The organism is Mucisphaera sp., assembly GCF_965279675.1.
Classification (GTDB): Bacteria; Planctomycetota; Phycisphaerae; order Phycisphaerales; family Phycisphaeraceae; genus Mucisphaera.
On sequence record NZ_CBDIIJ010000001.1, the window covers coordinates 1 to 20136 of the forward strand.

General features: G+C 62.2%; 19 protein-coding genes. 13 read left to right on the forward strand and 6 right to left on the reverse strand.

The features are described from left to right. Positions 1-196 precede the first annotated feature (196 nt). On the forward strand, positions 197-781 hold the full coding sequence (locus tag ACQZAB_RS00005; RefSeq protein ID WP_428386132.1) for a PEP-CTERM sorting domain-containing protein: 585 nt from the start codon (positions 197-199) through the stop codon (positions 779-781). 112 nt (positions 782-893) lie between these two features. Here ACQZAB_RS00005 and ACQZAB_RS00010 read toward each other — a convergent pair whose 3' ends face one another. Next, positions 894-1967, reverse strand: a complete 1074-nt coding sequence (locus tag ACQZAB_RS00010) for a substrate-binding domain-containing protein (RefSeq protein WP_428386133.1) — start codon at positions 1965-1967, stop codon at positions 894-896. Between the two features lie 242 nt (positions 1968-2209). On the opposite strand from ACQZAB_RS00010, the gene ACQZAB_RS00015 reads away from it, so the two are divergent. Then, complete coding sequence (locus ACQZAB_RS00015; RefSeq protein ID WP_428386134.1) at positions 2210-3103, forward strand: prepilin-type N-terminal cleavage/methylation domain-containing protein; 894 nt, start codon at positions 2210-2212, stop codon at positions 3101-3103. Between the two features lie 65 nt (positions 3104-3168). Continuing rightward, entirely contained in the window at positions 3169-4443 is a 1275-nt protein-coding gene (locus ACQZAB_RS00020; RefSeq protein WP_428386135.1) for a glycoside hydrolase family 71/99-like protein, read from the forward strand. 21 nt (positions 4444-4464) lie between these two features. Here the strand turns inward: ACQZAB_RS00020 and ACQZAB_RS00025 are convergent, their stop codons facing one another. From ACQZAB_RS00025 to ACQZAB_RS00035, 3 genes are all read right to left on the reverse strand, one after another. Beyond that, positions 4465-5673, reverse strand: a complete 1209-nt coding sequence (locus ACQZAB_RS00025; RefSeq protein ID WP_428386136.1) for a helix-turn-helix domain-containing protein — start codon at positions 5671-5673, stop codon at positions 4465-4467. A 105-nt stretch (positions 5674-5778) separates the two neighbouring features. Then, a complete protein-coding gene (locus ACQZAB_RS00030) occupies positions 5779-7779 on the reverse strand; it encodes an alkaline phosphatase family protein (protein ID WP_428386137.1) in 2001 nt (666 codons plus the stop codon). A 93-nt stretch (positions 7780-7872) separates the two neighbouring features. Then, positions 7873-8502, reverse strand: a complete 630-nt coding sequence (locus tag ACQZAB_RS00035; protein WP_428386138.1) for a PEP-CTERM sorting domain-containing protein — start codon at positions 8500-8502, stop codon at positions 7873-7875. Positions 8503-8910: 408 nt separating this feature from the next. Here ACQZAB_RS00035 and ACQZAB_RS00040 point away from each other — a divergent pair, with 408 nt between their 5' ends. The 4 genes from ACQZAB_RS00040 (at position 8911) to ACQZAB_RS00055 (ending at position 12911) form a co-directional block, all read left to right on the forward strand. Further along, positions 8911-9849, forward strand: coding sequence for a dockerin type I domain-containing protein (locus ACQZAB_RS00040; protein ID WP_428386139.1), 939 nt, complete (start codon positions 8911-8913; stop codon positions 9847-9849). Between the two features lie 168 nt (positions 9850-10017). Next, positions 10018-10881, forward strand: a complete 864-nt coding sequence (locus ACQZAB_RS00045; protein WP_428386140.1) for a type II secretion system protein — start codon at positions 10018-10020, stop codon at positions 10879-10881. 79 nt (positions 10882-10960) lie between these two features. Continuing rightward, complete coding sequence (locus ACQZAB_RS00050) at positions 10961-12199, forward strand: trypsin-like serine protease (protein WP_428386141.1); 1239 nt, start codon at positions 10961-10963, stop codon at positions 12197-12199. 439 nt (positions 12200-12638) lie between these two features. Next, a complete protein-coding gene (locus ACQZAB_RS00055) occupies positions 12639-12911 on the forward strand; it encodes a hypothetical protein (RefSeq protein ID WP_428386142.1) in 273 nt (90 codons plus the stop codon). Positions 12912-13070: 159 nt separating this feature from the next. Here ACQZAB_RS00055 and ACQZAB_RS00060 read toward each other — a convergent pair whose 3' ends face one another. Then, the gene (locus ACQZAB_RS00060; protein WP_428386143.1) at positions 13071-13682 is read right to left on the reverse strand and encodes a PEP-CTERM sorting domain-containing protein; all 612 of its coding nucleotides are present in this window, start codon (positions 13680-13682) and stop codon (positions 13071-13073) included. Between the two features lie 424 nt (positions 13683-14106). Between ACQZAB_RS00060 and ACQZAB_RS00065 the strand changes: the two genes are divergently transcribed. The 6 genes from ACQZAB_RS00065 (at position 14107) to ACQZAB_RS00090 (ending at position 19153) form a co-directional block, all read left to right on the forward strand. Continuing rightward, a complete protein-coding gene (locus ACQZAB_RS00065; RefSeq protein WP_428386144.1) occupies positions 14107-14370 on the forward strand; it encodes a hypothetical protein in 264 nt (87 codons plus the stop codon). Between the two features lie 209 nt (positions 14371-14579). Continuing rightward, the gene (locus ACQZAB_RS00070) at positions 14580-15275 is read left to right on the forward strand and encodes a hypothetical protein (protein ID WP_428386145.1); all 696 of its coding nucleotides are present in this window, start codon (positions 14580-14582) and stop codon (positions 15273-15275) included. A gap of 116 nt (positions 15276-15391) precedes the next feature. Then, on the forward strand, positions 15392-15625 hold the full coding sequence (locus ACQZAB_RS00075; RefSeq protein ID WP_428386146.1) for a hypothetical protein: 234 nt from the start codon (positions 15392-15394) through the stop codon (positions 15623-15625). Between the two features lie 84 nt (positions 15626-15709). Then, on the forward strand, positions 15710-15997 hold the full coding sequence (locus ACQZAB_RS00080; RefSeq protein ID WP_428386147.1) for a hypothetical protein: 288 nt from the start codon (positions 15710-15712) through the stop codon (positions 15995-15997). A gap of 30 nt (positions 15998-16027) precedes the next feature. Then, positions 16028-17248 (forward strand): hypothetical protein, encoded by a 1221-nt coding sequence (locus ACQZAB_RS00085; RefSeq protein ID WP_428386149.1) that lies wholly within the window; start codon positions 16028-16030, stop codon positions 17246-17248. Positions 17249-17398: 150 nt separating this feature from the next. Then, on the forward strand, positions 17399-19153 hold the full coding sequence (locus tag ACQZAB_RS00090; RefSeq protein ID WP_428386151.1) for a SulP family inorganic anion transporter: 1755 nt from the start codon (positions 17399-17401) through the stop codon (positions 19151-19153). Positions 19154-19179: 26 nt separating this feature from the next. Here ACQZAB_RS00090 and ACQZAB_RS00095 read toward each other — a convergent pair whose 3' ends face one another. Then, positions 19180-20136 carry an AEC family transporter gene (locus ACQZAB_RS00095; RefSeq protein ID WP_428386153.1) on the reverse strand — a complete coding sequence of 319 codons (957 nt, stop codon included), beginning with the start codon at positions 20134-20136 and terminating at the stop codon, positions 19180-19182.

Genomic DNA, 20136 nt, shown 5'->3' on the forward strand with positions numbered 1-20136 from the left:
CCGCACTCACGACCCGAAGAACAAGGCCCCGAATCCCGTAAACCCTGTGCTCTGGGCAAGCTACGAAGACCAAATCTTGCCTCGATCCAGCACAAAAACACTTGGCAAACCAATAAATAGCGTATATGCTATCAATTCAGAATCTGCTTCAGACCCCGTATAAAGACACGTCCAGCACCCCTAGGGAGAATCCAACATGTTCCACCACACCAAAAGCCTCGCCGCCGCTCTGGCGATCACCACCACGGCCGCAACCGCACAAGCCGGCGTCCTCATCACCGACTTCGCCAACTTCAACCTCACCGGCACCTACGGCTCATGGACCAACCCGGCCCCCGTCGGCACCGACTACACCATCGTGACCGAAGCCTTTGGCGGCGGCTTCTACGACATCAATCCCAACATCGACGCCTCCGCACCCAACCTCGACACCATCGAGCTCAAGGTCACACTCAACAGCTACGAAACCCCCGCCCAGCCCGGCGCCGGACTCGGCATCATCCTCGGACTCATCAGCGACGCCGGCACACCCCAGGAGTTCGGCACCTTCGGAACCACCCGACAGTTCGGCGTCCTCCCAGGCAGCTACACCTTCACCTGGCCCGTGCCCGCCGGACTCAACACCGCCAACCTCGACTTCTTCCACCTCCAGGTCGACCCCGGCACCAACACCGGCGACGAGTACAGCATCACCTTCGAAAACCTGGCCATCGTCCCCGAGCCCGCATCCGCCGCGCTCCTCGGACTCGCCGGCCTCAGCCTGATCCGCCGCACCCGCTAACCACCACGTACACGCGTCAGCAAGCGAGCAACTGACGTAGCCGACCTCTTTATTAGGAGGTCGGCTTTTTCTTTGGGGGTCCCCGGCAGTCGATCGAACCAACACAAGATCCTCAGACCGAAGCCATCGCGTGCCCGGTCGATTCACCACGCAGCAACCTCGGACGCGCCGGCTCCAGCCGCAGATCACCGGACCAGCCAGTCGCCGTGCCACCGAACCACTCGAAGCAGTGCTCCAGCAACGGCTCTATCTCAGGCATCTCAAGACCCGTCAAAGACGGGCAAAAATAACGCCCCGTTGGCTCATTATTGATCGTGCAGATCGATACATCCTCGCCCACACGAAGCCCCCCCTCATAGCACGCACGGATCGCACCCAACGCCGCCGGCTGCGTCGTGCAAACCAGGCTGCCGAGATCACCATCGTGGTCATCGATCAGCCGCTGCATCGTCCGGTACGCAATCTGGATCGCATCCACATAAGGCGGCGCAGGCTCATCCCACAACTCCCCGCTCCCACCCTTACGCTCCAGCCAGCTCCGCCAATGCGAAATCCGCCGCTCAATCTCCTCGCTGTGACCCTGCGTGTTCAGGCAGTGAATCCGCCGATGCCCAAGGCTCCACAGATGCTCAAACAGCTTCGAGATGTGCGTCCGCGCAAACAGCCGGATCGAAGGCAACCCCTGATCCGTCAGGTCATCATCAAAGATCACCACCCGGTTCCCCTCCTCCGCAAACTCCTTCACCAGCGACTCAGGCATCGGCTCCGTACTCGGAATCACAATCAACCCATCCGAGCCCTGCAAAGCCTCATTCACAATCGGGTCGTACCAGTGCACATACTCCACCGGCCGCAGCTGCACCTGCTGCCGCTGCGCCGCCTGTGTGATCGCCAGCCGGCAATGCACAAAGTGCGCAGAAGGATAAGCAGGCGTCAGCAGAGCCACACGGCAATGCGACCGCCGATTCTGAAAACGCGGATGCACCACTAGCGAGCCATTCGGCTTACGGTCCAGCACCTTCTTCTTGATCAGCCCCAGCACCGCCTTCCGCGCCGTCATGTAACTCACCCCCACCTCCTCCGCCAGCTTCCGCTCACCCGGCAGGTCCTTCAGCATGTAATCGCCCGCGACGATCCGCTGCTCCAGAACCTCCATCACGTTCGTGAACACAGGCTTCCGTGGCATGGTGATGAAATCCTTACATCCGGGTATTTAGAGCGTTTGGTATAGCACCATCGGCAGAATCACGGGCCGCATCGACCCTGAACAGGTGAAAGCAGTCTCTCAAGCCTACCTAAACTGTCAAGAATGAAAAAAATTTGACCGATCACTTGAAAACAAAGCATTAATGCTATATATTACACCAGCGACATCGCGATTCAAGCAAGACTCTCAGACTTTTCAGATAACAACGACAAGGAAAAGCCATGACCAGCAACGCCCTCCAGAACCGACGCCTGGCAGGATTCACCCTGATCGAACTCCTCGTCGTCATCTCCATCATCGCCTTGCTGATCGGCATCCTCCTCCCCGCCCTCGGCCGCGCACGCATCGTCGCTAAACAGATGCAGTCCAACACCCAGATCCGCGGACAACACCAGGGCCTCGTCATCCACGCCCAGGCCAACAACAACTGGTACACCGGCTACGACGGCAACTCAGGCGTCTGGAAGCGAAGCACCACCCACGACCTCCCCACCCGCGCCGACCTCGTTGGAACCTCCGTCGAAGTCCGCTTCGCCGAACTCGTCACCACCGGACTCGTCAGCCCCGAGTACCTCCTCCACCCCTCCGAGCCAGATCCCAAGGAAGCCTGGGAAGAAGGCAACGAGTTCAACCTCCTCAACTTCTCCTACGCCCTCAACGAACTCGGCTTCGACGAAATCACCTCCGATTCAGATCCCGATAACGACTTCGCCGAAGCACGCAAGGAATGGCAGGCCACCCTTAACGCCCAGGCACCCATCATCGCCGACCGCCTCTACCGCATCGCGCCAGGCGGCTCCCAGTGGAACAACGACGACTATATCGGCATGTACTCAAGTGAGCCCGGACGCATCGAAATCGGCATCGTCTGGAACGACGGACACACCAGCTTCAGCAACTCCGTCGTCGTCGAAAACACCCGCTTCGGCAGCATCACCAACACCCACGACAACCTCTACTCCCGAGGCGACGACCTCTACCTCGGCAACGACCAGCAGGGACCCGTCGTCAACAACGAACGAGGCTCCTCCGCCAAGTTCAACGCCTTCAACTACTGGTACTCACCCCAGCAACTGGGCTACGCCCAACTCGGTATCCAGGAAGGCGTCGAGTAAACCCCGACCCCAACCCTCCCGGTATCCTCGATCGCACAAACGCCACCCCAGCCGAAGGAACAACCATGATCCTCCGACACGCGATCGCCGCGCTCCTGATCGCCACCGCCTGCCTCAGCACCCCCGCGAACGCTCAACATCAGCAGGAAACCGACCCTCCCAAACGCCTGCTCATGCACGTCATGCCCTGGTACGAAACTCCCGAAGTCCGCGGGTTCTGGGGCGGACACTGGACCGGCTGGGGCAAGCACGACCCAGAACAAATCGAAGACAACGGCCTCCCCGACATCTACTCCCACTACCACCCCCTCATCGGCCTCTACGACTCCGCCGACCCCCACGTCATCGAGTGCCAACTCCTCCAGATGAAACTGGCCGGCGTCGACGGCATCATCGTCGACTGGTACGGCATCTCCGACGCCGTCGACTACCCCATCATCCACACCGCCACCCTCGCCATCTTCGAACAGACCCGCCGACTCGGCATGGAGTTCGCCGTCTGCTACGAAGACCGAACCATCCAACTCCTCGTCGAACGCGAGCACATCACCCCCGACCAGATCACCGAACACCTCACCCAGACCATGCAATGGCTCCAGGACAACTGGTTCCAGCAGCCCAACTACACCAGAATCAACGGCCACCCCCTCCTCCTCAACTTCGGCCCCATCTACGTCAGCGACCCCAAACCTTGGCAAACCGCGCTTAACAGCATCAACCCCAGACCCCGCTTCTTCGCCCTCCACCACCTGTGGAAAAACACCCGCGCCGATGGCGGATTCACCTGGGTCCATGACTACGTCTGGGACAACAACCCAACCCCTGCCGAAATCCGCGAACGACTCCAACGCGTCCACCAACACCCAAACACCCCACCCCACCAGATGATCCCCTCCGCCGTCGCCGGCTACCACGACATCTACGAAAACAGCCTCGCCGCCAAAAGCCACCGCGACGGCGACACCCTCCGCGAAATGCTCGACGTCGCCATGCAAGGCGACTGGCCCATCGTCCAACTCGTCACCTGGAACGACTACGGCGAAGGCACCATGATCGAACCCACCCACGAATTCGGCTACCTCTTCCTCGAAATCATCCAGCAGGCCCGACGACAAGAACAACCCCAAACCTTCACCCACACCCCCGAAGACCTCCGCCTCCCCGCACAACTCCTCAAACTCCGACAGCAAGCGAAACACGCCGAGCAGGGCGGTCAACGGCACGGCGACGCCAAGCTCATCGACGAAGTCAGATTAAACGCCATCGCCCTCAACCTCGCAGCCGGCAAAACCGAGGCCGCCCGCGAACAACTCAACCGACTCATCCAGCCAACCCCCTGACCGCACGACAAACCCAACCCCTCACCCCCGCGTCACCGAACCATCCCCACCCCGACGCATCGCCGCCAACCCCAGCAGATAACGACGCCGGTAAACACTAGGCGACACATCAAACCGCTGACGAAACGCACGCTGCATCACCTCCTGATACTGGAACCCCGACGCCAGCGCAATCTCCTTCACCGACTTCTGAGTCTCCTCAAGCAGCCGACGAGCCCGCTCCAACCGAGCCTCACGAATCACCCGAGCTGGCGAACGACCCACCGTCTTCTTGAAACGAAGCTCCAACGACCTCCGCGACACCGAAAACCGATCAACCAGATCCCCGACCCGAATCGGTCGATGAGCCTCCGCCTCAATGAACCGAATCGCCCGGTTCACCAGCGCGTCCTCAACCTTCAACCGATCCGTCGATGCCCGCGCCACGACCCCACCCGGCGAAAGCCCAACCCACGCCTCAACCACACCACCCCGCATCAACCGATCCAACATCCCCGCCGCGCGATAACCAATCGCCCGAGGCCCATGATCCACACACGTCAAAGCCGGATCCGTCACGCTCATCCGAAAATCATCGTGAGCCCCCACCACCACCGCCACGTCCTCCGGCACCCGATACCTCAGCAAACCACACGCCTCAAGCACCAACGCCGCCCAGTCCGCATCCCAAACCAACACCCCAGCCGGCCGAGCCAGTCCCTCGAGCCACCCCGCCAACCCGCGCACAACAGCCGTCCGATCCCCACCCGGATTCACCACCAGACCCTCCCCAAAAACCGAACACCCACCCACCATCCCCCGCCGCACCAGGCCCGCCTCGAAAGCCTCCACCAGCCGCCGCTCCCGCTCGCGACCCGGCTCAGGCCCAACATAGCCATACGCCTCCAGACCACGATCCATCAGGTGCTCGACCACCATCTCCGCCATCGCCTCTTGATCCACCCCAACCCGAGGAAACGACACGCCCCCCAGCCCCTCCCCCGCCACATCCACCACCGCTCCCCCCCAACCCTGCAAAGCCCGCAACAACGACAACGTATTCACCTCCGCAACCACACCCTCACCCGCCCATACATCAGGCAGCGCCAGCCCCCCGCCCGCTCGCGCCTCCGGAACCACCAGCGTCCACCGCTCGCGCGCACTCACATAGTCCCCGACGCCCCGAATCACCTCCGCCCCCCACGTCGTCCGGGGCTCAACCAGAATGCCAATCCGGGGTACCTGCATCATCCACTCGCACAGCCATAGACGTTCCTAACGCCAACGCGTGCGCTTATAGACCCTCCGTGTTAGCAAACCGTTGCCATATGGTTAGGAGCCCCCTAGCCCACCCAATCACCCCGTCTTCAGCCCGCCCGAAACCGCCAGCCGTGCCTCCGCCGCTAGCCGCTTCTGCTCCCCAACCCGATCCAACATCCCCAGCCGCTCATAAATCTCCGCCGCCAGCAGATGCGCCTGCTCGTAATAACGCGATCGCAGCAGACTCGCCTCAACCGCCTCCCTCGCCCGCTCAAACTCACCCACCGCCACTAGCGCCTTCGCCAGACGGTAATGCACCCGCGCCAGCGAAAACGCCAGACCCACCGCCTCCAACGCAGCCTCCAAACCCTCCTCCGCACGTCCCTGACGCAGCAGCGCTTCCGCCAGCCCATCCCAGCTAGTCGCATCCTCAGGCACCAACGCCACCACCCGCCGATACAAGCCCTCCGCCGCCTCCGACCGATCCATCTTCAACTGCAAACCCGCCAGCCGACTCAACAACCCCGGATCGTCAGACCGCACACGCTCCGCCGCCTCATAGTGGGCCAGCGCCTCGGCCTCCCGCCCCTCACGAAGCGCCAACCCGCCCAGCAGCAACGCCCGCTGCGCCACCGCCTCATCCGAATCCCCCATCGCCGCCAACTCCGACCGGCAGGCCTCCCCATCCCCAAGCAGCAGATGACACTGCGCCACCAGCCCACGCACCGACACCTCCTCCCGAAACACATCCGGCAACCCCTCCAGCACCCCCAGCGCCTCCGCCGTATCACCCAGCGAAAACATGGACTGCGCCAGCGTCAGATCATTGTGAGCCCGCGTATCCCGAACCGTCTTCGCCGCATCCTCACTAGGCGCCTCGATATACCCAAGGTCAATCAGCTGCTGAAGCGCCGCCGCCTCCTCCTCCGGGTCCTCCACCAAGTCCGCCGGATGACGGCCATCCGCCACCTTCGGATCCTCCCAACTCAGAATCCGATCCGGCGCCTCCTCACCCTCCAACGCCTCCAGCCACACCCGACCCGGCATGTCCATCCCCGCCGGCAAACCCAACAGCCGCAGCACCGTAGGCGTCACGTCCAGCAGCGAAGCCCCCATCAACCGCTCGCCCCGCTTGATCCCCGCACCCCCCAAAGCAGCCAGTCCCAACGCCCGATGCCAGTCCACCGGCCCCGCCTTCGCAGGATCAGGCCGCCGCGCATCATCCAGATACCCGTGATCGCTGATGAGCACCACCGCCGTCTCCTCACCCGCCAGAGTCATCAGCGCCTCCAGCATCATGTCGTGAAACCGATACACCCCCGTCATCACATGCCGGTACGCCTCAAAATCCGTATCGCTCACGTGCTTCATCCGAGGCGAATGAAACTCCATGAACGCATGCGCAAACCGATCAATCCCCTCGTAGTAAACCGCCATCAGATCCCAGTCATCCCGCATCATTAGCTTCGTCGCGATCGCATGCACCGAGCTCGTCTGCGCCAGCAGCGACCGAAGCTCCCCCAGCTTGTTCCCCTCACGAAGATGATCCGCCGCCGCATTCGGCACAAAGGGCAGGATCGCCTCCCCCGTGATCTCACCCGGATGTACCCGCAGCGACGCCAATTCATCCGCCACCTCCGCAGGATGCACAGACCCCGACGGCACCTTCCAAGCTTCACCCAGCGGCGCACTCGGCAACTCAAACTGATTCGAAACCATCGCCCCCAGAATCGGCTCCGCCGGATGCGACGCATACCAACCCACCACATGCGAGCGCATCCCCCGCTGCGTCAGAATGTTCCACAGCGCCTGACACCGACGGCTCGTGCTCGTCACCGACCGGATCCCCGAGCCGTCCGGCAACGGCTCCGTGAACCCACAGATCCCGTGATGCTTCGCCGCCTTCCCAGTCGCGATCGAGGTCCACAACATCGGCGACAACATCGGCTTCAGCGTCGCCAGCTTCCCCCAACTCCCACCCTCGCGAAGCTTCGACAGACTCGGCATCAACCCCTTCGCCATCAATGGCTCCGCGAACCGCCAGTCCGCCGCGTCCCAACCCACCAGCAACACACGCTTCGCCAATCGTTCTGCCATAAACCATCTATCGGCCAGCCGCCCACAAACAAACACCGCCCCGGCTGAACCGAGGCGGTGTCATCAAAACCAAATCTGTCAGAGCCAGACGACTCAGGCCCGACGACCGCGATAACCGGCCAGGCCCAGAGCACCCGCAGCCAGCAGTCCCAGAGCACCCGGCTCGGGAATCGCACCAGCCTCGATGCCGACACCGGGCACCGACTCATAAGCCCAGTCATTAATCACAAACGTGCCCGCCGCGTTGTCGATCGTCACACGGATCCAGCCGAAGTGGCTTACCGCATTGATCGGAAACTCCAGACCGATGAATGCACCCACAGCGTTATCAAACTGCGAGTCCGGGTTGTTCGCATAAGCCAGCGACACCGCGAACGAACCGCCAGCCGTCGCCGCCGCATCAATCACATCACCCGCCGACAACGCCGAGGCGTAGTTCAGGCCGGTCGTGAAGCCGACCACCTTGCCCGGGAAGAAGTTCACCGTCGCACCCTGGTAGTTGCCACCGAACACGTAGTTCTTGAGCAGGATGTCGTTGTAAGCATCCCCATCCAGGTTCAGGTCCTGAGCGCCGAACTGGTTGATCGAAATATCCTGAACGCCCGAGTAGATGATCGCGGCTTCCGCATCAGCACTCACGCCCAGAGCAGCCGCACCCGCCGCCGCGCTGTAAGCCGCCAGACGCTTCGAAACACCCGCTGCTTTGCCTTCAGACTGAGACATCTGTCATTCTCCTCAAACCGGTAAATAGGGTGGCAGGACCACAGCCGCGCCCGGACAGGCAGTTCGGCCGATCCGATAGTATGACGCCGAACAGCCGCCCCGGGTAGCGCCACCCCAAAAAAATCAGCAACAAAAACCACCACGCACGCGTCAAAATGGGCGACCCGGGACAACCAGGCACGCGCCAGGCAACCCTGGCCCGTTTACGAAGATCAATCGCTCCCGAAACCACCCTCGCCCTCCGCTTGAACAGCCGCAACACTGGCTTTCAAGACCTCCTGAGCTATACTTGCCCTGTTCGAGATGGCGAACCGGCCATCTCCAACCGGCCCCCAGGCCGCCCCAGTCAACCAACCCATGCCAGGCTCCCAACCCGAGCCCCATCATCTAGCTACGGAGACCGCCGCGATGAGCCGTAACCCGTTCGCGATCACCTGTCTGGCCGCCCTCAGCCTCACCGCCGCCGCCCACGCCGAGATCGACCACGTCGTCCTCGAAACCCCCATCGTCGTCCAGCCCGGCTTCACCCAGAACCTCGAGATCGACGGCCTCCCCCTCTTCGACCCCGAAGACCCCGCCAACGCCGGCCAGACCCCGCCCTTCGACGTCTTCGTCAACCACTTCTTCGCCCCCGACTTCACCACCTTCCAGGGCATCTCTGTCCGAGCCTTCCCCGGCAGCGTCGTCCTCACGGGTGAAGCCATCGACGTCACCTACTTCCCGGGCACCCCCAGCGAAACGACCCTGACCCACCAGGCCCTCGCCAATCTCGCTCCCGGCTCACCGATCAGCCGACTCAACATCGGAGCCACCGGCGACGCCACCCAGGACTTCCTCGGCGTCCTCGCCGTCCGTGGCGAGCAGTTTGGCGACTTCTATGTCCCCGACGGCCAGTCCATCACCGGCATGGTCGGCCTCTCCTTCGTCGGCCTCGACACACCCTTCAGCGAGCGTGAAAACCGCCGCATCAACTACGCCTGGGTCGAGTTCGAGATCGTCGCGCCCCCCGCCGGCAACGGACTCGGCACCTTCACCATCACCCAGTGGGCCTACGAAACCGAATACGACAAGCCCATCCTCGCCGGCGAAACCACAAACAGCGTCATCGACGGCGACGCCAACCTCGACGGCACCGTCGACCTCATCGACCTCTCCGCCCTCGCCACCAACTTTGGCACCTCCAACGGCCGCTTCTGGGACCAAGGCGACTTCAACCTCGACGGCACCGTCGACCTCATCGACCTGTCCCTCCTCGCCACCAACTTCGGCACCACCACCGTCCCCGAACCCGCGTCGGCAGCACTCCTCACGCTCAGCATGCTCGCCCTAACCCGTCGAACAAAGTGAGATCCGCCGCAGGCGGACCGAAGGCGGACCGCTGGAAGCAAGACCTTCAGCCATAGAGCAGCATCAGCTAAAGCATGCATCACGCGGAATAAACAACCCCCGATGCCCGTCATGCAACGACCAGTTCAGTAAATAGAAGCCAGTGAAACGCACAAGCAGGAACCCAGCATGAAGCAGGCCCGCCAAGCTAAACAGGCCTTCACCCTCATCGAACTCCTCGTGGTGATCTCCATCATCGCCCTCCTCATCGGCATCCTCCTCCCCGCCCTCGGTGCCGCCCGCAGCTCGGCACGCCAGGTCTTGTGTCTCGCCAACCAGCGACAGATCGCTACCGCCAGAAACATCTATGCCGTCGATTTCAATGACGGGATGTTTGTCGCGCAGAACCCCGCAACTCAGTTGCCCCGCTCCAGCCAGATCACCTTTGGCGGCTACACGGCTACCGTCTTTTCCGCTGACCGAGCGCTTGCAGGAACCGCGCCCGGGGGAGAGTTCATCTGGCAGTTTGGCGGCCCCTCCGGCCACGGGATCCTGATCGATCAGGGTTACATCGAGGACGTCGAGTTTTTCTTCTGTCCAGATGCCGCAGTCGCCGACCTGACTTTCTGGGGCTTCCCCGAAGCCAGGCAGATCGAACCGACCGATGAGAACTTTGGGGCCCAGAATTGGGGCGTTCCCGGCTTTAGTCCCTCTCGACGGGTGGGTATTGGCACCTATGCCAATCGTTCAGAATTGGTCTCGAAAGACGACAAGACGGGCATCGCGCGAGCTCTTGGTCTCAGTCAGGATGAGGTCTACTTCGGGTCGCTGCGCTTCAGTGAGAACGCCAACAAATCGCTCTCATGGTGCCAGCATCAGTTCAACGATGTCCAGGGAGCACACGGTGATCGTGGGATCAATGTGGTCTATGGCGACGCGAGCGGCCAGTTCCTCCCCTTCGCAGGTGTGTATGTCCGCGAGGACCTCCGCAACATCAATGTGCTCTACAGCTGGCTGGATTCACGCGGCAGAACGCTTGATCAGTACCCCTGAAACCTCACCGTAACTAGCGAGTCAGGACATGTTGTTTCGCCGGCTCACATCCTGTCTGTCAATCGCGACGCTGACCTCAGTGGCCTTCGCGACCAGCGCTGACGCCGTGACGTTTCGGCACGACCGGTCCCTCGTCGATGCCCGCAACCTCGCCGCGCAGCCGGCCTACGAATCGGTCACGCAGATGGAGATCTCCTTCTTCTTCGGCGCTCCCTCGCTGGCCTCCGGCGTCCTCATCCATCCCGAGTGGGTGCTCACCGCGGCTCACCCCATCACCGCCGTCTCCATCACCGGCATCGAGCTCGACTTCACCGATCAGGACACCGGCACGCCGGTCACCGCCACCGCCGCAGACTTGATTCCCTTCCCCGATTTCAACCCCTTCGCCTCGGCTTTCAACCTCGACATCGGCCTGGTTCGCCTGACCGAACCCCTGACGGATATCACCCCCAGCCCGATCTTCCGCGACGATGGTGGCGAACGCGATCAGGACATCACCATCGTCGGCTACGGCTCGGTCGGCAACGGCTTCTCCGGCGCCGTCCTCACAGGCAACGGCCTCCCCGCCGCCGTGACCAACACCGTCGACGCCTTCGGCGGCGAGCCCGCCTCGCCGTTCAGCCTTAGCGCCTACCTTCCCAGCGTCATGTTCATGGACTTCGACCCGGCTCCGGGCGCTTCGGCCGTCAACCCCCTCGGCTCCGCGAGCCCGACCGATCTCGAAGGCCTCAGCGCTCTCGGCGACTCCGGTGGTCCTGGCTTTATCGATGTCGACGGCGTCCCGACCGTCGCCGGCGTCGTCTCCGTCGGCCTGTCACGCGACAGCGTCTTCAGCGCCTATGGCGACCTCAGCGGCCTGACCCGCGTCGCCGCGTTCACCGAATGGATCGACCAGCACGTCCCGCTGGGTCTGACCGGCGACTTCAACCAGGACGGCCAGCTCACCGACGCCGATATCGACCTGCTCGTCTCCGGCTTCGGCGGGGCCGACCTCGGTTTCGATCTTGATGGCAGCGGGGTTGTCGATGCGGCCGATCTCGACGCTTGGCTTTTACTGGCCGGCAGCACCCGTGGCGACGCGAATGTGGATGGACTCGTCGATCTCGTGGACCTCAGCCAACTCGCCAGCGGGTTTGGTCACGCCGGTGCCTGGGGCGATGGGGATTTCAACGCCGATTCGCAGGTGGATCTGATTGATCTGTCGCTTCTGGCGGGCAATTTTGGGTTTGCGGCGGTCGTGCCGGAGCCCGCGGGGATGTGGGGGCTGCTCGGGGGTGTGGTGGGTGTGTTTGGGCGTCGGCGGGCGGATTGGGGCTGAAATCGGGGCTGGTGGGGCGTGAGGTCGTTTTTTGGGCCTGGGCGGGTGTTCCAGAAGGCCTGGTTCGGGCTGTTTTGGGCCGGTTATGGTCTGAGATGCTCGAAAATGATCGGTTTTCTTGTTGATTAGTGCGTCTCGAGTGACGGTGGGCTCGGTGGGTGTTTCGCTGGAAGAGGGGGTATTCAAGGCTATCCGTAAGGTTCTGTGATGTGCCGGATGGGGTGCGTTCGTGTAACGGTGTTACATGAGCGTGATCTCCAGCGGCTTGTGCCGCGATGATTACATGCGAATTCACGGGAAATGATTGACAAGGACGGGCTCGGTTCTTAATGTAACAAACGCGTATCAGTTACAGGTTCAGTTAATCAGTCTGTCTGTTGTCTTTGATTCGTGGTTCATCAAGGGATGGGGCCTTCGGGCTCTGAGAGAAAGGTTCATCATGGTTGTCAGAACGCATGCTTCGTCGGAGCCCGCTGTTTATGAGGATGGGGTCTTCCCCCCGGCTCCGGGTGAGTTGGATAGCCAGATCAATGTGGCCCCCGAAGCCGAGGGGCGTCTGTGGCTGGTGATCGCGGCGGCGCTGCGGTGCCCGAAATGCGGTTCGGTTCAACACAAAGCGGAAACCGGTCGGCGGGCGAGCCGAGAAGGACTCTGCGAGCAGTACCGCAGGTGCGGTGGCTGCGGTATCCGGTTCCGAACCATCCTCGAATAACCCCCTCCGCCCCCGCACCCCACCCGGAACTCAGCACCTTGCACGTCCGTGCCTGTTGTCCTTCAAGGGTCGAAAGCGTACTTATTGGTGCTATAGGTATGAAAAAAGACAGGACGCCTGGGGCGCCCTGCCTTTTTCTTGAGAGTCGCGTGTGAGCGATCAGGCCATGCGGCGACGACGGACGAGTGCGAGGGCACCTGCACCGAGGAGGCCGAGGCTGGCGGGCTCGGGGACGATGCTGACCGAGGCGTCGTCGATAAAGAGGATAGAGACGCTTCCGGTTGCGCCGCCTGTGACGGTGGCGAACTGGAGGGTGACGCCGCCGCTGACATCGGCTCCGGCGGTCGTCTGGAAGTTGAAGACCTGATAGTCGCTGGTGAGGGGGAGGGGTCCGCCGCCAAGGATTTCAGCGGAGGAGGTGCCGCCGCCATCGAGTTCGGAGAAGAACTCGGCGAAGACCACGCCGCCGATGACGCCTTCGCCTTTGGCTGCGAAGGAGATATCGATGAGGTCGCCGGGCTGGACGGTGCCGATGCCCAGGTTGGCCTGCTTGATGACGGCGGAGCTGGCGAGGTCGTTGTTGAAGACTTCGGCGGCCCAGGCGCCTGAGTTGGCGTCGGTGGTGATGTTGAAGGTTGAGTTGGCGGTTGGGAACGAGACCCAGTCGCTGGTATCGCCGGTTTCGAAGCCGCCATTACTGGTGAGTTCGATGGCGGACGCCTGGGTGGCGAGTGCGGCTACGGCGCAGAGGGTGAGAGCGGACTTGTACATGAGAAGCCTCCTATAGCTTTCTTCCTACCTGGTTGGCTGACTGAGCACGTGCTCGGGCTAGCCTTCCTCAATAAGGTCAAAGAGTCGGCGGATACTGAATCGTCTTCTGCGGAGAAATGTAGCCGATGGGGGGCTGTGTCTGTTCGCTTGGCGAACAGGTGTGCTTCTGATTGAGCAGATGATTTTTTTAGTCTTTCGCTTGGGGGGGGATTCGAGTCGGAGTCTGGAGTGATTCGTTGGTGTGTCGACCCTGTTTCTGCGTGTCCTTTCCTTACACGCTTCTGGCTGACCGGCTCGTCGCGCTGCTTGTCACAGGAGAGCATGGGAGGTCACAAGCTGGCACTTGCGGCGGGTGGCGATGGCCTGCTTACTGGTCCTACGTCTGTTTCTCTTCGTGTGTCTCGGTGTTCAGGAGTTTCGAAGGATGCTGCGTCTCGGGGCCGGTTTGCTGGCGGTGAGTTGTGCGACGCTGGCCACGGGCGCTGCGGCGTCGGGTGTTCGGGGCGATGTGGCCCCCAACATCGTGATGATCCTCGCTGATGATGTGGGGATCGGGGATCTGGGGCCTTACGGGCAGTCTGTGATCCAGACGCCTCGGTTCGACCAGATGGCGGCGGAGGGTTCCGGAATGCAAGCGATGCGGGTCTTGCGGCGGATCGGGCCGGTTTACGGCCGTCGCGCGGTGTAGACGGGGTCTACACCGCGCATGAAGCTGCGGGCGACTGTGTGAAGTTGGGAAAGCCCTCACCGCAAAGCTATCGCCCAAAAGTGCACTGGTCTGCAAATCAACTGGTGCGACTTGCGACTTGAGCGGGTGGGGGTATTCTGTAAATACCTGCGACTAGAACGGTCGCCGTTAGAAGAGACTCGTCAGTTGAACTTGAGAGGGAATAGATCATGCGTATTTCAATACTTGCTGCATGCTGTGCAATACTTACTGCCTCGTCGGCGCAAGCAATAACCGTCATAGACGACTTCTCATCGACGAGCCTCGGATCATCCTATGCCGATCTTCCAGAGGGCCTCAGCACATTCGCAGACATCGGCGGCATCGGCGGAACACGCGCGATTTCGTTCAACAGTATCCACACGCCGTTCACGAGCGAAGACATCCGATTCCGCGTGCGTGCGACAAGTGGCGAACTGCAAGTTCGTGCGGAAGACCATATGGCCGACCTGACACTCACGTACGACGCGGGCGGGGCTGGTTTGAGCTTCGATCAGTCACTGGGCACAAAGTTCTCGCTCAATCTTGATACGGATACATTGGGCTTCGGCCGCACCACCGGCGCGACGATGACGATCACGGATGGAAGCGGTGAAGTCGCGACTGTCGCGAACCTTTTCAGCAGCTTCCAGAACGTCAACGGCACCGTGCTCGTGCTTGACTTTGCCAATGCGGATTTCATCGCCAACAACTCACTCATCGACCTGTCTGACATAGATGTGATTGCCTTAACTTATCAGTCTGGTGAGGGTGAAGACTTCAACATCTCATCATTCGTGACGAATGTACAAGCTGTACCAACTCCCGGCCCCGTGGGAGGAGCGCTGGCAATCGCCGGTCTTGCAGCGGCACGTCGACGTCGCTAACTCAGCGTGGTTCCGTGCGATACTCAGAGCCGTCCTTTGAGCGGCTTCACCTTCCATCCAGCGCTTCGCTGTTGGATGGATTATGAATAGGGCATCACCACGACAGGGAGGTCGCGATGCACAAATCTTATTCGATGGACTTGAGAGAGCGTGTGGCTGCGGATCACGATGCTGGGCTAGGGACCCAGGCGGTTGCCCAGAAGTATTCGGTCAGTCGTGCGTGGGTTAGACGCCTGATCCAGCAGCGACGCGAACGCGGCAATCTCGAACCTCGTACCGGCGGACACTACCCCCGCAAGTTCATCGCGATCGTCTGGCCGATCTGGTCGCGCGGCAGCCCGATCCGATAATCGCCAGTCGCCCCATCACCATGACCACCAACCCCGCACAACCTCATCAAGCACCCCAGCGCGCTTTCGTCCTCGCCGCCGACCTTGGCGGACGCCATCGTCGCGGGCGATTACCTCACTTATGAGGTGCGTCCGGTCGCCGGTTTTGAAATGGCCTTGCAGTCGGTGAGCTACGTGCTCTGGCGCAACGGCGGGAACGCGGCCACGGACTACGCGATCCTGACGAGTCTGGATGGTTTCGCAGAAGGCGCGGAGCTGGCCAGGGTCGACGGCCTGACGGCGTCGGGTCCTGCCTCGGCTCAGCGGTTCACCGGTAGCTTCGAGACGCTGCTGCCCGGTGCGGCTCCGGTTGAGGTCCGGCTCTATGCCTAGGGTGCGAATGATGGTCTGGCGAGCACGCACGTGACGGGTGTTGAGCTCGAAGCGATCTTTGCTCCGGCGGCGGCCGACGATGCCCTCGATTTCAACTTCATTGGTATTCAGGACAATGGCCCGGTGACGCAGACACTGGTGCAGGACGCACGGCTGATTCTGCTGGAGGGCTTCGACTACGGCCCGGGGACGCTGGCCAGGAGCCAGGGGCCGGACGGGCTGACGGCCACGGACCAAGGGGATGAGTTCAATGCGGGGGGCTTCGACACCGGCTCGCTTTCGGCGGCGATCGTGGCCGATGATTACCTCGGCTTCACGGTTCAGGCCGCCGATGGTTTTGAGTTGCTCATCGAGAGCATCAGTTTCGATCTCTGGCGAAACGGCTTCAACGCGGCGAACGACTACGCCATCCTGACCAGCCTCGAAGGCTTTACCGAGGGGCAGGCACTCGCGCAGCGGAACAACGTTGCCTCTTCCGGCCCGGGCTCGCGTCAGACCTTCACGGCGTTCTCGCCCAGCGGATCGACATCGGAACCGGTGGATATCCGGCTCTACGGCTGGAACGCTAACGATGGGCTTGCCAGCACGCACATCCAGGCGGTTTCTATGGATGCGACGTTCATTCTCGCGGGGGAAGCCGATGCGCCCTCGCCAGCACCCGGAGATGCCTACGGCTTGATCGAGCTCGATGGCAGCTACATCCAGCGTGAGCAAGCCGTGCTCCGGTTGGATCTCGGTGCGGACGGCCGGTCGGATCGGCTGCTGATCACCGGGGATGCTTCGCTGGACGGGGTCCTGCTGCTGTCGATCGACGAACCGGATCTGCTGACCCTCGGAACGGCGTGGAGGCTTCTGGAGGTGGGCGGGCTGATCCAGGGCGCGTTCGCTGGTCTCGATCAGGGGCACGTCTTCGAGCTCGATGGGCATTGGGTCAAGATCCGGTACGGCTCGGACGTTGAACTCGAGGTGGTGCCGGAAGCGGCGCGGGCCGATTTCAACGATGACCGGCGCGTTGATCTCATCGATCTCTCGATCCTGGCGAGTTCCTTCGGTGAGAACCAGGTCGGCTTTGTAGCAGGCGATGCCTCGGGTGATGAGGCGGTTGATCTGGTCGATCTGTCGATCCGTGCGCTGGCGTTTGGTGAGACCTGGGAGAGCGGGTCGTCTCCTGTGCCGGAGCCGGCTGGCGGTCTTGCTCTGCTGGTTGGTTTTGGTGCGCTGCGTCTGCGCCTGAAGCAGCCTCAGGTCTAGCCCGACCCGTGTATCGACAAGGCGAGAGCTAAGGGAAGCGGCCGATTCGCTCGTTGCTATGATGCAACCTCGTAACCCGTGGCGGCAACAGGCTTTGCTGGCCGGGTGGCAGGGGGGCTAAGCACCCACGGCTTCATCCAAGGCGGGTTTGTGAGACAGAAGTCAACATCGCGACTCCTTCAGCCGGTGATCGACATCGCCGATGCCTGGCGCACGCTCCCGCAGCGAGTCACGCCCCGCTCACTGATGGCTGACAGCCAGGCTGCTTTGACTGTGGCGCTGGTGGCGATCCCGCAGTCCATGGCGTTCGCTCAGATTGCAGGGCTCCCGCCGGTGCATGGTCTGTACGCCGGGATCGTAGGTGCGATCGCGGGCGCGCTGCTGACTTCGAGCAGTCGGCTGTCGATTGGTCCCACGAACACCATGAGTCTGCTGACGGCGGGCGTTGTGGCGACGACGCCCGGCACGATCGAGCAGAAGCTCGCAGCGGTGGTGATCGTCACGCTGATGGCGGGGTTGTTCCAGGCCGTGGCGGGTCTGATCCGGCTTGGCAGCCTGACCCGGTTTGTGAGCCACAGCGTGGTCGTCGGTTTTACGTCCGGTGCAGGTTTGCTGATTGCAGCGGGGCAGCTGCCGAAGTTTCTTGGCGTCGAACTCGCGGAGGTCGAAGGCCACTGGTCGGGTCTGCCCAGGCTGGCCATCGCCTGGTACCACGGCCCCGGCGGTATCAACGCGCTCAACCTGATGGTTGGCGCAGCGAGCCTTGTCATCACACTCATCGGGTTGCGTATCTCCAAGTACCTGCCCAGCTACCTGATTGCTGTCATCGCTGGTGCCGTCGCCGTGGCGGCTTTCGGCTGGCAGCCAACGGACCTGGCGTTGGTCGGTGATCTGCCTCAGGGCCTGCCGATGCCGGCCTGGCCCGCCGATTTCACGGGCTGGCATCTGCTGGTTTACCCGGCGCTGGCTCTGGCACTGGTCGGATTGCTTGAGGCGGTCGCGATCGGGCGTGGGCTGGCTCATCGCGGCGGCGATCGGTTCCAGCCGGATCAGGAAGCGCTGGCTCAGGGCGCGACGAACATTACCTCGGGCCTGTTCGCCGGCATCCCCTGCAGCGGGAGCTTCTCTCGGTCGGCTCTGGCGGATGCCGCGGGGGCGCAGACACGACTCGCCTGCCTGTTCACGGGTTTGCTCGTGGCGGCTGGGTTTGTCGCGTTGGCTCCGCTTGCCCGTTACATCCCGCTGGCGAGCATCGCTGCGATCCTGATCGTGATCGGTATCAAGCTCATCGATGTGGCCTACTTCAAGCGTCTGCTTCGTGGCAACCGCGCCGATCTTATCGCTGCTAGTTGCACCTTCGCGGCGACGTTGCTGCTCTCGCTTGAGCACGCTGTCTTCATCGGTGTGGCGATCAGTCTTGCGCTGTATCTCAGCCAGGTCCGCTTGCTGCGCGTCACCGAGTTCATCACCGAGACGCATGATCGCGGGCAGTTTCGTGAAGAAGAACTCGAAGCCGGCGCGAATCGGCAGATCCGTCTCATCCACGTGGAAGGCACGCTGTTCTTCGCGGCGGTTGAGGAACTGGAAGCCGTTCTGGATCAGCTTTTGGAGGATGAGCCACGGGTCATTATTCTCCGGCTCAAGCGTGCTCACCTCGTTGATGCCTCGACCATGCACACGCTGGATCGGGTTGCGACGAAGATGCAGGCGGCGGGTGTCACACTCATGCTCTGTGGGGTTCGGCCCCGTATGTTCCAGCGGATGACCGACTTTGGCCTGACCCGTCATATCGGCCGGGAGAACATCTTCGTCTCAGGCGACTACCCGATGAGCTCGACGCGTCAGGCGATGAGCCAGGCCGAGGTACGGATCTCAACAGCCCGTGCCGATGACTACAGCATCTGATTGCGGTGATCGATCCTCATCGCGCTTCAGCCACCCCATCCCTTGAGGACGATCAATCCGATGCCGAGCGATACGGGTGAGGCCAGCGTGGTCATGGCGATGATCGTGGCGGCCAGCCCCTGATCGCTCTTGAACTGCGTGACCAGCACGTAGCTGGCGACCGCGGTGGGGCAGGCAGCCAGCAGGATGAGGGCGAAGGCCTGCTGCTCATCCAGATTTAGGAACCAGGCCAGGCCGATCGCGAGCGCTGGGCACACCGCCAGTTTGATCGTCGTCACCCCCAAGGCCAGGCTGAGCCGGCTGCGGATTTTGTAGACCACCAGCGCCCCGCCCAGGCTCATCAGGGCGAGCGGAGCGGCGGGCTGTCCGAGTAAGGTGAGTGTCTGGGCGAGCGGCCGGATCTCAGCCAACCCGCTAAGCCCCATCAGCAAGCCGAGCACGCAGGCGATGATGAGAGGGTTGGTCACCAGAGAACGGATCGACTGCAACACGTTCGTCATCAGTGTTGCGGGAGTGCCGTTGTGATGGTTGTCCGACCAGGCCAGGGCCAGCACGGCGAGCACGTTGTAGAAGGCGACGATCGGGCCGAGGGTGAGCGCCGCGATGGCCAGCGTTCGTGTGTCGGCCCCGGCCAGATCGATCACAGGCAAGCCGACGAACGCCAGATTCCCTCTGAACCCGCCCTGGATGACCACGCCGAGTGTTCCGTTCGGTCGTCCCTGCAGGTACCACCATAACCCTGCTAAGCCAGCGGCAGCCAGCGTGACCGCGGCGAAGGCGAGGATCACCCAGAGAATGGATACATCGATGGTGCCTGCTTCGGCGATGCGGATCACGAGCAGCGACGGCAGACAGACCCAGTACACGAGCCGTTCCAGCATCGATCGATGGCTCTGGTCGAGCAGCCCGAATCGGAAGAGCCCGGCGCCGATGCCGACGAGGGCCATCATCGGCGCGAGTGTCAACAGGATCTGCAACAGCAT